A 15,408-nucleotide genomic window follows, 5' to 3' on the forward strand; every position below is an offset into this window, starting at 1 on the left:
TTGGTAATTGGGATTGCAGCCGATATTTGCGGATTGGTTATGAGTTATTGGCTGCTAACCTATGATTCATCACTGATTTGTGGTTAGCGCAAAGAGGACAGTTTCATGCGGTACGCCGATCGCGAAACAGGCGCGATCGCGGGTTCTTCAACGACCACATTTTTGTTTTTGGCATCATTAATATTTTCGGCAAGTACGGCGAGCGATCGTCCTGCAAAAATATCGCACAAAGGCAATTCTATCTGACAAGATTCTCGTACCTTTGCTGCTAATTGAATTGCCAGCAGCGAATTTCCTCCTAGTTCAAAAAAGTTGTCGGTAATGCTTAAGTGTTCGATACAGAGAACCTCACAGCAAATTCTCGCTAACATTGCCTCAATAGGGGTGCGCGGTGCGACAAAAATCTTTGCTTCGGGAATTGCGGCATCCGGTTCAGGCAGTGCCTTGCGGTTAACTTTGCCGTTCGCCGAAAGCGGCAGCGCGTCCAGAATTATAAATGCAGACGGCACCATATAATCTGGCAGTTTTTCACTCAGGAATTGGCGCAATTCTTCAACCGCAGGGACCGCGTTTTGTTGGGGAACGATATATGCTACTAAGCGCTTTTGACTGTGATTTTCTCCGAAGGCGGTGACAATGGATGCTTTCACTGCTGGGTACTCGTTCAAAGCAGCTTCAATTTCTCCTGGTTCGATGCGGAATCCTCGAATTTTAAGGCGGAAATCTTCTCGCCCTAAAAATTCGATATTGCCGTCAGGGAGGAAGCGCCCTAAATCTCCCGTTCGGTACAAGCGATCGCCCGTGACGGGGTGCGTGAGGCAACTGGCGCGGGTTTTTTCTTCATTCCGCCAGTATCCTTTTGTCAGTCCAACTCCGGCACAGCACATCTCGCCAGCAACCCAGACAGGACAGTCTTCCAGCCTTTGATTCAAAATGTAATAGCGTGTATTGGCGATCGGCGATCCGTAAGGAATGCTCTTCCAAGAAGGGTCAACAGTTTCTACCGGATACCAGATGTTCCAAAGGGTAGTTTCGGTTGGCCCGCCAACGCTGACAACGCGACATTCACGGACGATCGCCCTTAACCTCTGAGGCAGTGTGACTGGAATCCAATCTCCGCCGAGAAACGCCCAGCGCAAGCACTCTGGCAACACTTCAGAACGTCCGCCAGCGTAATCGAGCAGCATTTCCATCATCGGGGGAACCGAGTTCCAAATGGTGACGCGCTCTTTTACCATCAATTGCGCCCAGTGAGCGGGGTCTAGCCGTTGGGCGGCATCGGGAATGACGATCGCTCCTCCGGCTGCTAGGATGCCGAAGATATCGTAAACCGACATATCGTGGTGCAGTGCGGTGACGGAGATCGCGCGATCGCACTCGGCCACATTAAACACTTGGTTGGTCTGAGCGATCGCATTGACTGCACCGCGATGGGCGATCGCCACGCCTTTCGGCAAGCCAGTTGAGCCGGAAGTATAAATCACATACGCTAAATCTTCCGCTTCCTGCACTGATTCCAAAGCTTCGCCGCTTTCTGTTGCTAATTCCTCAGTATCAAGACAAATTCGCCGCACATTTTCCGGCCATTCCAATCGCTGATTTAACTGAGATTGCGTCAAAACAATCTCAACTTCACCATTTTCCAATAAATACCAAAGCCGCTCTTTGGGCAGCGCCGCATCGATAGGCAAATAAGCGGCTCCAGAGGCTAGAATTCCCAAGACAGCGGCGATTTGCTCCCATCCTTTCTCCATGACAACGGCAACCAACTGGTTAGGGCGAGCTCCCAGCTTTCGCAAGCGATGACCGACTTGATTCGATCGCCGATATAGTTCCTCGTAAGTGAGGGTACGATCGCGCGTAATGATGGCTGGTTCGTGCGATCGCAAGGCGACTTTCTCAGCAAACAATTCGTGCAGCAATCCATCGGGAATGGGTGCTTCAATGCTGTTAGCAAAAGCTTGCTGAAACGACACGGTTTCCTGCCAAGTTTCCTCCTCGTTAGCGAGGCGTTGCAACAAGCGGCAATAGGCGTCAAACATCTCGTCAATCATCCCTGGCGGGAAAAGTTCTTCCACTGCATCCCAGCTAAAAGAAAGCCCCTCAGCAGTTTCGGTAAATTGCGCGTCTATCCAAACTTGCGGAGTTTGACCGATAATGTGAACCAATTCTCCCAATTCTTGAATCAGAGAAAAGATAGAAGAATCTTCCCCAGGCGCGTTTTGCGGATCGATCGTAAACACGACTGGCATCAGCGCTGCAGTTGTACCTTGCGCTTGAGCGAGTTCTCGCAAAACGCGCACGCCGCTGACATATTGGTGTTCTAAATCTTGCCAAAGCTGTTCTTGCAATCGCTTGGCTCGTACTTCAAAACTCTCTCGCTTGGAGTTATCTATTTCTAGCAGAGTAAATGACGCAAATTCTCCAATAATCTCCTCAACTTGAGGATGCAAAGGCAACCGATTAAAGCGCGGCACGTTGAGGGTAAACCGAGGCGTTTTGCTCCACAGAGACAGAACCTCCGCATAGGCGGCCAGCAATAAACCCGTAGGAGTGAGGCTGGCGCGAGCTGTGCGCGTTTTGAGGCGCTCCCAAGTTGAGAAATCTAAGCGATCGCTCCAGCGTTTAAATCGCGGCTGCGTTAAGGAATTCGGGTGTTTTGCGAGGGGCAATTCCGGTGCTGGTGGCAGGGTTTTGAGGCGAGTGCGCCAGTAATCTAAGGATTGCTGGTAAAATGGGGAGTTTTCTAAAGCGATCGCCGCTAACACGCAGTCGCGAAAAGACAGTTGCAATGGCGCGATCGCACTATGGGGATTGCGGTAAAACTTTACCAAATCGCCAAACAAAATTTGAAAACTCCAGCCGTCTATGCACAAGGCGTCAATGCTGATGTGGAGCCGGATGCGGCGATTGTTTATTTGCGAAGCGCAAATCTCGAACAGCGGCCAGCGATCGAGCGGTAGCACTTGGTGGGAAAGGCGATCGCGAATTGCTTCGAGTTTTTCGCCCGCAACCTCTGGATCGATCGATCGCAAATCCAAAACCTCAATTTTATAAGCGGGTACGTTTTCCAGAATTTGCTGCTGTCCATTCGGAAGTACGATCGCCCGCAGCATATCGTGACGCTGTACAACTCGCTGCCACGCGAGGCTAAACCGCTCTAAATCTAACGAGTCGCTTTCAATTTCTACATAGCCGTGAATGGCCACATTGCCCATTTCAAAGAAGCTATTTCTCCCGATCCAGTAAGCCTGCTGCATTTCATTGAGCGGAAATGGTTTGTAGCGATTTTGAGGATCGGGGGCGATTGTCGGCAGTAATTTAATAGGTTGTCGATCTGGCTCGCTTTTAGTTTCCGCGATCGTCGCTGCTAGACTAGCGACTGTGGGGGATTGAAACAAGCAGCGCAACGATAGCTCGACTTGAAAGCGATCGCGCACCTTGGCAATCAGTTGAGTTGCCAGCAAAGAGTGACCTCCCAACTCGAAGAAATTGTCATTAATTCCCACCTGTTTTAAACCCAGAACCTCAGCCCAAATCTCCGCTAATACTTGTTCTTCTAAAGTCTCAGGAGCGATAAAATCTGCATCTAAACTGTTGGTTTCCGGTGCGGGAAAAGCTTTGAAATCTACCTTGCCGTTTGGCGTTAATGGCATGGCTTCTAAAAACATGAAACTGGCAGGCACCATATAATCTGGCAGTTGTTCCCGGAGAAAAGAACGCAGATTTTTAATCAGTGCGGAGTTGCCAATGCTGAGTGCTGAGTTTAAAACGAGGTAAGCAACTAAACGCTTTCCGCCTGAATCTTCGTCACGTGCGAGAATGACTGCTTCTTGCACGTCTGGATGTTGGCTGAGTGTGGATTCGATTTCTCCTAACTCTATGCGGAAACCGCGAATTTTTACTTGGCGATCGGTGCGATCGAGAAATTCTAAATTGCCGTCGGGGAGATAGCGGACTAAATCGCCTGTTTTGTAAAGGCGAACGCCTTGTTTGCTGCTAAAAGGATCGGGAATAAATTTTTCTCGATTCAACTCTGAACGGTTGAGATAGCCTCTGGAAACGCCCGCACCTCCGATATATAGTTCGCCGGGAATTCCGATGGGAACGGGTTGCAAGTTAGCATCGAGTACATAGGTGCGGGCATTTGGAATTGGGCGTCCGATCGGCAAGGTTTTTGGGGAGTTTTTAACCGCAGAGGGCGCAGAGGGCGCAGAGGGGAGAGTGTCGCACCACGTGGCGACAATGGTTGTTTCTGTGGGGCCGTAAGTATTGACTAGCCGCACTTTTTCTGATACGCATTTTTGCCACTGATTCAGGGATGCTGAAAGTGCGGTTTCTCCGCCAATGATTGTCAAGCGCACTGATGGGGGAAATTCTGCTTTTTCGGTGCTGAGTCTGGCGGTTAATTCGCGCCAGTAAGCGGTTGGTAAATCTAAGACGGTGATTTGCCATTCCCGGCATTTTTTCAGGAAGGAAGAAATGCTGTCTAACATGGAATTTCCGCGCAGTACCAATGTTGCGCCTCGCGTTAAACAGGGATAGATTTCTTCGGCGCTGGCGTCGAAGCTGAGGGAAGCGAATTGGAGAATGCGATCGCCTGGTTCGATGCCATATTCGACACTTGCAGCTTGGGTATAATTCGCCAAAGATTGATGCTGCACCATCACTCCTTTTGGCTTGCCGGTAGACCCGGATGTATATATGATATAAGCTAGGTTTTCTGGCAAAACGGCGCTTTCAGGATTTGACTTGTTTTGTTGAGCGATCGTCTGCCATTCTGCATCCAAGCAAATCACAGAGATATTATTTTGGGCTGGCGTTTCTGCTTTTAATTCTGCTTGTGTTAGCAGTACCTGAACGCCAGCGTCTTCTAACATGAAGGCGAGTCGTTCTTTAGCATAGATGGGATCGAGGGGCAAATAAGCGCCGCCTGCTTTTAATACGCCTAAAATCCCGACGATCGCATCGAGCGATCGCTCCATATAAACGCCGACTATCGCATCTGGTTTTACGCCGAAAGAGTGCAAATAATGGGCAAGTTGATTCGCGCGATCGTTCAGTTCTCGATAAGTCAAACTTTGGCATTCAAATTGCACCGCAACCGCATCAGGTGTTTTCGCAGCCTGCGCTTCAAACAAACGGTGAACGCACTCATTTTGGGAGTAATTTATCCCAGTGTTATTCCACTCAAATAGAAGTTGCTGGCGTTCTGTTTCTGCAAGCAGGGGCAAATCTGATAGACGCGCGGAGGGATTCGCCACGATGCCTTCTAATAAGTTCTGAAAGTGTCCTGCCATTCGCGCAATTGTAGCCGATTCAAATAAGTCTAAGCTGTATTCAAACCAGCCTCTAATATCCGTTGCTGTGGCTTCTAATTCCAAGGTTAAATCGAAATTGGCTGTGCCGCTGTGAATCTGTTGGCAGTTCAGGCTTAAACCGGGCAATTCTAAGGCGAATTCGGAGGCATTTTGAAAGGCAAACATCACCTGAAATAACGGCGAGTGACTTAAATCTCGATTCGGCTGCAATTCTTCTACCAACTTCTCAAACGGTACATCTTGATGCGCGTAAGCGCCTAATGCAACCTCTCGCACTCGACTCAGCAACTCTCGAAAAGTGGGATTTCCATTTAAGTCAGTCCGCAAAACTAAAGTATTGACAAAAAATCCAATTAATGATTCGGTTTCGCTGCTGTTGCGGCTGGCAATTGGTGAACCGACGAGGATATCTTCTTGGCCCGTGTAGCGGTAAAGCAGTGTTTTGAATGCCGCCAGCAATGTCATAAAGAAAGTAGTTTTTTCGCGGCGACTCAATTGCCTAATTGCCTCGGTTAAGTGCTCTGGCAATTCAAATAATTGCCGACCTCCCTTGTAACTTTGAACAGCGGGACGAGAAAAGTCTGTTGGTAAATTTAGCACCGCTGCGCTGCCACTTAACTGCTGCTTCCAGTAAGTAAGTTGAGTTTCTAATATTTCTCCCTGCATTTGTTGGCGCTGCCAAGTTGCAAAGTCTGCATACTGAATTGGCAGAGGTGGAATATCGGCTAAACTCTTATTAGTAAATTCTTCATAAAATGCCGCTAATTCCCGTAAAAATACGCCCAAAGACCATCCATCAAAAATGATATGGTGGGCAGATAAAAGCAGGGTATGTTCTGTTTCAGATAAACGTAGAAGTTTGGCACGGATCAGATTAGTTTGAGTTAAATCAAAGGGCAATTGTGCTTCTTCCGCCGACATTTTTTGCGCTTTTTTCTCGCGTTTCGCAGGGGAGCAATGGCTCAAATCTATCAGCGGTAATGGGAAACTTTTCGCATCAAAAATAACTTGTATCTGTTCTTTTTCAACACCAGCAAACGCAGTTCTTAAAATCTCGTGTCGCTCGATAATTTTCTCAATACTTTTCCTAAGTGCTTCTGCATTAAGTTGCCCTGTGATCTGAACTGCACCGCAGAGGTTATAAAACGGGTTTCCGGGTTCCAATTGGTCGAAGAACCACAAGCGCTCTTGGGCAAAAGACAGGGGAATATTTTGTAGGCGAGAAACTGGCCTTGGGACGACTGCTTTGGTATTTCCTGTCAGTTGCTCTAGAATTTGCACTGCCAGTCGAGCAATGCTCCTATCTTCAAACAAATCGGCAACCGATACAGTAACGCCAAAGTCGCTCTCTATCTGATTTTTTAACTCAAAAATTCTTAAAGAATCTAGTCCAAAGCTACTGAGAGGTCGATCGATTTCAGTCGGCTTTAGCCGACTTTGGCTATTAGCCGGGGAATTCATTACCCGGCGGTTTACCTGCTGCCAAAGGTAAGCCTCAAGCAGCGGCTGCCGTTCTTCTAACTCGGCTGTCAGCAGAATTTCTCGCGTTAGTTGATTGTCGATTTCTACCGAATCAGCTAGCTCTAAAATGCTACTGGCAACAACTTCCAAATTGTCAGCTAGAAAGTCAGCATAGGCGGCGCGACGTTGAATTTTACCGCTGGTCGTTTTCGGAATGCTTCCGGGCTTAATCAGCACTACTCCATAAACTTGCACTTCATATTCTTGAGCAATGCGTTCGCGGATGGCGCTGATAATTTCCTCGGCATTATCCGGCGCTTTGCGAGATTGTAATTCTGGCACGATAACGAGCTGTTCTTCGCCTGCGACTTCCACCGAGAATGCCGCGATCGCCCCCGGCCGCAAACTGGGATGGCTGCGTTCTGCTGTTCTTTCTATATCTTGGGGGTAAAGATTGCGACCTCGGATGATAATTAAATCTTTGAGTCGCCCTGTAATAAACAGTTCTCGATCGCGTAAAAAGCCTAAATCTCCTGTTCGCAAAAATGGCCCTTCGCTGGTATCTGAAAGATATGCTTGAAAGGTTTTTTCTGTCTCTTCTGGGCGATTCCAATAGCCTCGCGCCACTGTTTCGCCAGCTACCCAAATTTCTCCGACTTGTTGCGGCTGACATTGTGTCAGAGTTTCGGGATTGACGATCGCAACTTTAGTGCCAAATTCAGGGAAACCGCAGCCGACTAAAGTTCTCGCGCCCCCCTCGCCTTCGACAACTTCTACAATGTGATTATTTTCCAGCGCCCCAGCGTCAACAGGTAAGAAAGTCGGTGTTGTCCCGCTGCGAACCGTGGCAATTTTTAGCGTAGTTTCTGCCATTCCGTAAGCAGGACAAAAGGCATCGGCCTGAAAACCGCAGGGCTCAAAAGCTTTGGTAAATCGCTCTAGGGTTTCTTTGTGGATGGGTTCTGCACCGTTATAGGCCACGCGCCAACTACTCAAGTCGAGCATTTTTTGGCCATCGCCCAAAATTTCGCGCTGCATAATAGCGGGATGATTTTGATTGTTTTGTGGGATGGGCGTCCCGCCCGTCCGGTGTATTTTCACAGCAGGCCCGACGCCTACCCCACAATAATCATCCTCAAATTGTGCTAGCAACATTTTGCTGATTTTGCTAGCACACAAGTCGTAAGCAAAATTTGGCCCGCCGCTGTGGGTAGCTTTGTAACGCGAAATCGCTTCCAACCAGCACATCGGGTTCTGAATAAACGCCGCTGGCGGCATGAAGTAAGAGGGAATTCCCAGATACAAAGGTTTGAGCAATCCGTCAATTAACCCCATGTCGTGAAAGGGGGGAAGCCACGTTACGGCAACGCTTTCGGCATCGTGATCGAAGCCTCGGTGAATGTATTCGATGTTGTACAAAACGTTGGCGTGGCTCACCATTACGCCTTTGGGGGTGGAGGTTGAGCCGGAAGTGTACTGAAGATAAGCTACTTCGTCGGGATGGATGGGTGGCTGCTTCCACTTTTCGCCGTCATCCGAAAGCGCCTCTGCACTCAGCCAGCGCAGCCCTTTGAGTTCCGGCGCTTGTTCGCATAGCTGTTCTAAATTTTCCAGGTGTCGCGCGGGTGCGATCGCAACTGTTGCTCCTGCATCTAGGGCGATCGCACTAATTTTCGCTAAATTCCGTTTCAGCTTCGGTGGATAGAGGGGAACCGCGATCACTTTGGCGTACAAGCATCCAAAAAAGGCGGCGAGATAGTCCAATCCTGGCGGGAAAAGCAGTAAGGCTCGTTCGCCACTGAGCCCCAATGTCTGAAGTCGCACGGCGTGCGATCGGGCGATCGCATCTAACTCTCGATAAGTCAAACTGGCGGTTTCAGTTTTTCCGTCTAACAGAAATGTATATTTCTGCTCTGGTTGGTGTAACGCTCTGTTTTGTAGGAGTTCTACTAAATTCGTACAACTTTCGGTGAGTTGGTTTCCCTCAATTCTTGCGTCACTCATCGATTCTTTTTACCTAATAAATCTTGTTTGCAGTACGCCAACCAGTCCCGCCAAATTCTTTCCACATAGACTTTCTGTGAATAGCTTTCGGGCGTTACGAGTCTCTCATCAGCGCGTTTGAGTCTTCAATCCGTGTATTAGCGCTTCTTTTCACGTTTTGTTGTCGATCGGGCTGTTCGGCAATGGCTCCGGGGCGATTTGGGTCCGAGCCAGCTTCGATATCAGCTTCAGGGGCTTTACGGCTATCGACTTTAAGCATAGTAGGCTAGATGATATTTATTGTCAAGAGTAGTTGAAAAACTTTATTGACTCCTATCCTTCCCTATATGACAATATTTTCTAACTCTTGCCATAGCATTTTAGGCGATCGTTTGTCTAGCCCTGACAAACAACCATAATAGGCAAGTGGCGTGTAACTCGACAGAGGGGTGAGACCCCCTATCTTAAACTGCAATAAATTTTCATTAGTTAACTCTTGACAGATGCAAGTGCTCTGTTATCTAATTAAGGCACTTTCTCATTAAGCACCCAGTGGCTACTTCCTTTAACCGAGGAAGGTGCCAACCGTGGTCGATCGTCCAGAGCGCCACCGGACTGAGGCTTTCGCCCTCACGCGCCTGCTGTGTTCCCAGACAAAGGCTGCTAGCGACGGGAGAATCGGATCGAACTGCGCCCGACAACTAGGTCGTATCTTCCGCAGGTCAGTTTTAGGAGCCAGAGAAGAGCAGCAACGCTCTCACTCACACATTTTGTTGTGCAAGCAACGCAAACCACATATCCGAAGTTCCATTAATTGTTGATTAAATAGTAATGAAGAGATCGCAGAAATTATTAAATAGCCTTGGGCTGGCAGGAGTCGTGTCGGCGTTAGTCGCTCAGTCGGCGTGCGCTTCCAACATCGCGCAGGTGACGGGCGTTCGCCTCAAGCCCACGTCAGAAGGCATTGAAATCATCCTAGATACTGAAGATGGAAGACCCCTGCAAGTCTTCAGCGCCAGCTTTGGCGAAACTTTACAAGCTGATGTCATCACCGCTCAACTGCGACTACCGGGGGGAAATGAGTTTCGTCAAGACAAGCCTGCAGCCGGAATTGCTTCTGTCACCGTTACTCCTTTAGATAACAACAGCATCCGAATCAAAGTCGTTGGCGAGAGGGGTCAACCAGTGGCACGGGTGATTCCTAATGCTGCGGGTCTGATTCTCAGCTTAAAACCCACCTCGGAGATGACGGCTCGCCCGGGGGCACCTGCTCCTACAACACAGCGGCCGGGGGCACCTGCAGCACCCTTCCCACAGACAGGGCAGCCGGTAGAGATACCTGCAGAACCTTTACCGCCGACAGCGCAGCCACCTGGAACACCCGGAGAACCCTTGCCACCTACAGCGCAGCCACCTGGGACACCCGGATCACCCTTGCCGCCGACAGCGCAGCCACCTGGAACACCCGGAGAACCCTTGCCGCCTACAGCGCAGCCACCTGGGACACCACCGGCGGGGAGAGACCCGATTGAAATCGTCGTCACTGCAACACGAACTGCCGAAAGAGTGACCAACGTGCCACGCTCTATAACGGTGGTAGACTCCGAAGAACTTCAGCAGCAGGTAGGGCAATCGAGAAATATCGGGGAAGCTCTGGCAAATCAGGTTCCCGGTTTCGCGCCTCCGACTCAACTTACTACAACTTATGGACAAACTTTGCGGGGTAGGGATGTTTCCGTTCTGATTGACGGCGTGCCACAAACGACCAATCTTCAATCGTTTGGCAGAGAATTTAGAAACATCGATCCCAGCGCGATCGAACGCATTGAAGTAGTGCGGGGGTCTACAGCAATCTACGGCGCTCAGGCTACAGGTGGCGTGGTTAATATTATTACTCGTCGGCCAACTGAGGAAAGGCTAAGTGCTGTTACTGAAGTGGGCGTCAGTAGCGGTTTAACAAACACGGATGATGCTCTAAGCTTTAACGCTCAGCAGACGGTTTCTGGCCGAAGTGGCAATGTCGATCTGACGGGCACTGTCTCGCTCTCTAGAAGTGGAGCTTTTTACGATGCCAAAGGCTCGCGCATTCCCTATTTTGAACTCGGCGGAGATAGCAGCACCCTCTTCAACGTGATGGGCAAAGTCGGGGTAGATTTGGACACCAACCAGCGGCTGCAACTAACTGTCAATCACTATCGGGAAACTCAAGATCCCAATGTGATTCCAGACTTTAGTGTTGACGACCAGGAAGGACGGCAAAAAGCCCGCGCCATCCGAACCGGAGATTTGGATATTGACGGGGAAACACCGGGAAATAGAAGTACACAGCTCAACCTCAGTTACACCAACCAAAACCTTTTTGGCAGCAGCCTTCAAAGTCAAATTTACTATCGAACGAATTCCAATGTAAGTGTTCCCTCTGATTTTCGCACGTCCGATTTCTTTGGCCCGTTTGTCGGCGTTGCTCGTTCGCGAGCCGAGAACGAACAAATAGGAGGAAGGCTTGCGGTCACCACTCCTTTATCCAGTGCCGAAAATCTTCGATTAACTTGGGGTTCAGACTATGTTACTGAAGATAGCAAACAGCGTTTCGACCTGTACGACCCAGAGAGAGTTGACGCAAGTGGTGGCAGGGTTTACCGGAAAATTTCCGAGCGTCCTTTCGTCCCTCCTTACACTTACAACAGCCTTGGCTTTTTCGGTCAATTGGAATGGAATATTGACGATATCGTGATTCTAAGTGGGGGGATACGTCACGAACGCGTCGGGTTAAACGTCAATGATTATACCACTTTTAACGATCGCCAGATCGAAGGAGGCGATCGCAAATTTAACGCCACCCTATTTAATACAGGGGCTGTCTATAAAATTAATGACACCTTCAACGTATTTGGCAACTTTTCTCAAGGTTTCTCAGTTCCAGATTTCGGTCGCATTCTCCGCCAACCCCCCGACGATTTTGTGGGAATTGAATCTTCGTTAGAAGTAACTCAACCGCAAAAAGTCAACAGCTACGAAATTGGCATTCGAGGAGGGTGGCGATCCGTGCAAATGTCGCTTGCCGCTTTTTACAATACCTCCGATCTAGGAATCAGTTTTCAACCAGTTGGCAACACAGGTCGCCTGGAACTAATCCGCGCCCCAGAACGCATTTACGGCTTAGAAGGGACTGTGGATTGGCAACCTGCACGAGCATGGTCGATCGGCGGGACTGCTACCTATCTTCATGGCGAATATGAGGAGGACAACCGTTACATCGCCCTCGATAGCAGCAGAATTCCACCCCTCAAGCTAACAGCTTATGTTCAAAACGAAACTTTGCCGGGATGGAACAATCGGTTACAGTTATTATATTCTGGAAATCGCGATCAAGCCTTCAAAGACGGCTCGGATGGCGGCCCGATTAGCAGCTATCTCACACTGGATTACGTCAGCGCGGTTAAAATTGGATCGGGGCTGCTACAAGTCAAAGTCGAGAATTTATTGAATAATCAATATTTTCCCGTGATCTCCCAATACTTAGCTGGATTTGGATCGGACAGCGCTAATTATGCAGGCAGAGGTTTGACTCTCAGTGTTAATTACCGCCTTAACTGGTAATTACAGCAGATTGCAGGTTTATGAAGTAGATTCAATATCCCCCGTAGGGACACTCCAAGAACCCATTGGTGTCAATTTAAGCTGTTAGTCTGCCAGTCCTCGCGGCCACCCGCTAGTCCGCCAGTCCGCCAGGGGTTGAAACCCCTGTCTAATAGCTAAAGTCCTCTAAAAGAGGACTAATGAGTTGAAAAGTGTTTTTCTCAGTCCTCATAGCGAGGACTTTAGCTTTGAGACAGGGAATTCATTCCCTGTCGGACTACCGATTTTACCTTAATGATAACAGTTAACGGCTTTGAGAAAAATCTAGAGATGAAGTTCCGCAAACTCGCATTCAAACTGCACTTGTATTTGGGGTTGGTAGTAGGAATATTTCTAGCAGTAATTGCTTTAACGGGCAGCTTGCTGGTTTTTAGTCCAGAAATCGATCGGTTCTTCAATCCCCAACTCCTGCAAGTAATTCCTCAAGCCGAACGAATACCGCTGGAAAATGTCCTGCATATTGTCGAAAAAGCTTATCCGCAAAATCAAGCTCTTAGTATTTTGCTGCCACGCTCAGGGAAGGATATTTGCCAAGTTTCAATGCTGTCTAAGAGTGAAGAAATAGTTAACGTTTATGTCAATTCTTACAGCGGAAAAATTAATGGTTCGCGCCTTAAGAAAGAAACTTTTACAGGTTTTATTTTTACGTTACACGCGGAATTAGCGGGAGGAGAATTCGGTCATCTTGTGGTCGGTATTTGCGGTCTAGTAATGCTATGCCTAACTTTTAGTGGTTTGGTATTGTGGACTGGCTGGCGCAATTTGGCTCGCGGATTTTCTGTTAATTGGAAAGCTCACTGGCAGCGGACTGTATTTGATTTACATAACGTTTCTGGCATTGTATCGGTCGCTTTTCTCATACTCATCTCCGCTACAGGGACAGCGATAATTTTTTATGCGCCGGTTGAATCGACATTGTATTGGCTAACCAATGAAAAGCCACAGCCCGCCTTGAATTCTCATCCCCACTCTAGCAGTTCGAGGCAAAACATTGACGAAATCTTACACCAAGTTAATACCGTTTGGCCCGAAGCTAAAACTACTTTTATTTCTCTGCCTTTGACGCCTGAAGGCATTTTTAAAGTACGGAAAAAATTTCCCAACGAGCCGCATCCAAACGGGGTTAGCACCATTTATCTCGACCAATACAGTGGCGAAATATTGCAGGCTGACAGCGTAAATTCAGCTTCTGTCGCAAATCGAATTCTCAACTCGCTTTATCCGCTACATATTGGCAGCTATGGCGGAATTTACTTGCGGCTGGTACACACGATCGCAGGATTAGCAGCGATCGTACTGTTTGTTACGGGCGTACTGATGTGGCGACAGCGGCATTTGGTGAAATTTTACCGCAAGGAGGCGAGACAGCAATATGAAGAATTATCTCCCCTTAGCCAGCAATGGCCTTGGTTTTAATGAGAGCAATGTGTGGTTTTATGCGGGTGTCAATCGATTTTCGATTTTCGATTTTAGATTGAAGCATTGACTTGCGCGAGATAAATACGTTCGGCAAGTTTCTCGGATACAGGTTTTTTATTTCTGGGTCCTGAGTCTGCGAAGGAATGAATCCGGAGGCTTGTATCCTGGATGCTTTCGGTCATTCTCCTGCCTAAAAACCCCGATTCTCTCAATTTTAAATCCTATCAATCGCTTCTTTAATGCAAAAATTTATTCAACTCTGGCTCGGACAAACTGCTTCGATGATTGGCAGCGCTATGTCCGCGTTTGCGCTGACTATTTGGATTTGGGACTCTACCAGTCAAGCGACAGCTTTGGCTTTGTTGATGTTTTTTACTCAATTGCCGCGCATCTTGCTCGCTCCGGTTGCTGGCATTCTCGTCGATCGCTGGAATCGAAAATTTTTGATGGGGATAGGTGATGCGGTTTCAGCTCTGTTAACGCTCACTATCCTATTACTTTATATCAGCCAAAACCTGCAAATATGGCATATATATGTAGCGGCTGCGATTAACGGAATTTTTGACCAAATTCAGCAGTTAGCTTACTCAGCAGCGATCGCCACAATGATGCCAGAAAAGCATTACAGCCGCGCTAGCAGTTTAAGTTTTTTGGCAAATTACGGCGCGAGTATTATTGCTCCGACACTGGCGGGGATTCTCTATTCTGCGATCGGGCCCGGCGGGATTTTTACGATCGACCTGGCAACTTTTACAATCGCGATCGCCACCCTAGTATCTGTCAAAATACCACAGCCCGCGATCGCTTCCAATCCCCAAGCGACTCGCTTTCACCTATGGCAAGAACTCAGCTTCGGATTCCGCTACATCGTCGATCGTCCCAGCCTGCTTGCCTTGCTGGTGTCCGTGTCGCTATTCTGGTTCGCTCACGACATCGGCGCGGCCCTCTACTCACCGATGATTCTGGCACGCACCGACAACAATGCCAGAATCCTCGGTACTATCCTTTCAGCCGCCGGCGCCGGCGGCGTTTTAGGAGCATCGATCGTCAGTATATGGGGCGGCCCCAAACGCCGAATCCGGGGCTTTCTGCTCGGCATGGCAGGCGCGGGCTTGAGTAAAATAGTCTTTGCTTTCGGCCAGGCCCTTTCTATCTGGATTCCCGCTCAATTTTGTTCGTCTTTCAATTTCCCCATCCTCGGCAGTTCCAACGAGGCGATTTGGTTGGCGAAAGTCGCACCAGAAGTACAGGGGCGCGTTTTTGCTACCAGAGCAGTTATCGTGCAATTGGCGTCTGCGATCGGTTTATTGATCGCAGGGCCACTTGCCGATCGCGTCTTTGAACCCGCCATGCAACCGTCCGGTTTTTTAGCAGCTATTTTTGGCCCAATTCTGGGGACAGGTGCGGGTGCTGGCATGGCTTTGTTATACGCTATCTCCTCGCTGGGCTTATTGCTTGTTGCCGTCGGTGGGTATGCTTGCCGGCTGTTGCGCGATGGATAATATCGTTTCCGGTGTGCGATTCGTTTAGCCTAAATGGATAGGTTCTCCTATCCAGGGACGGTTAGCCTGACTCCGCTGCGAGT

The 15,408-nt window shown here is 48.8% G+C and carries 5 protein-coding genes; 3 read left to right on the forward strand and 2 right to left on the reverse strand.

Annotation, left to right across the window (positions count from 1 at the left end; all coding sequences use genetic code 11):
* Positions 1 to 83: 83 nt before the first annotated feature.
* Both QT984_RS19320 and QT984_RS19325 read right to left on the reverse strand, forming a co-directional pair.
* Positions 84 to 8,786, reverse strand: a complete 8,703-nt coding sequence (locus tag QT984_RS19320) for an amino acid adenylation domain-containing protein (RefSeq protein ID WP_333374692.1) — start codon at positions 8,784 to 8,786, stop codon at positions 84 to 86.
* A 94-nt stretch (positions 8,787 to 8,880) separates the two neighbouring features.
* On the reverse strand, positions 8,881 to 9,045 hold the full coding sequence (locus tag QT984_RS19325) for a hypothetical protein (protein WP_333053475.1): 165 nt from the start codon (positions 9,043 to 9,045) through the stop codon (positions 8,881 to 8,883).
* A gap of 551 nt (positions 9,046 to 9,596) precedes the next feature.
* Between QT984_RS19325 and QT984_RS19330 the strand changes: the two genes are divergently transcribed.
* From QT984_RS19330 to QT984_RS19340, 3 genes are all read left to right on the forward strand, one after another.
* Complete coding sequence (locus QT984_RS19330) at positions 9,597 to 12,365, forward strand: TonB-dependent receptor domain-containing protein (protein WP_333260278.1); 2,769 nt, start codon at positions 9,597 to 9,599, stop codon at positions 12,363 to 12,365.
* A 273-nt stretch (positions 12,366 to 12,638) separates the two neighbouring features.
* Positions 12,639 to 13,820 carry a PepSY-associated TM helix domain-containing protein gene (locus tag QT984_RS19335; protein WP_333053477.1) on the forward strand — a complete coding sequence of 394 codons (1,182 nt, stop codon included), beginning with the start codon at positions 12,639 to 12,641 and terminating at the stop codon, positions 13,818 to 13,820.
* A 242-nt stretch (positions 13,821 to 14,062) separates the two neighbouring features.
* The gene (locus QT984_RS19340; protein ID WP_333053478.1) at positions 14,063 to 15,325 is read left to right on the forward strand and encodes an MFS transporter; all 1,263 of its coding nucleotides are present in this window, start codon (positions 14,063 to 14,065) and stop codon (positions 15,323 to 15,325) included.
* Positions 15,326 to 15,408: the final 83 nt, after the last annotated feature.

The organism is Microcoleus sp. Z1_B2 (genome assembly GCF_036700325.1).
Lineage (GTDB): Bacteria > Cyanobacteriota > Cyanobacteriia > Cyanobacteriales > Microcoleaceae > Microcoleus.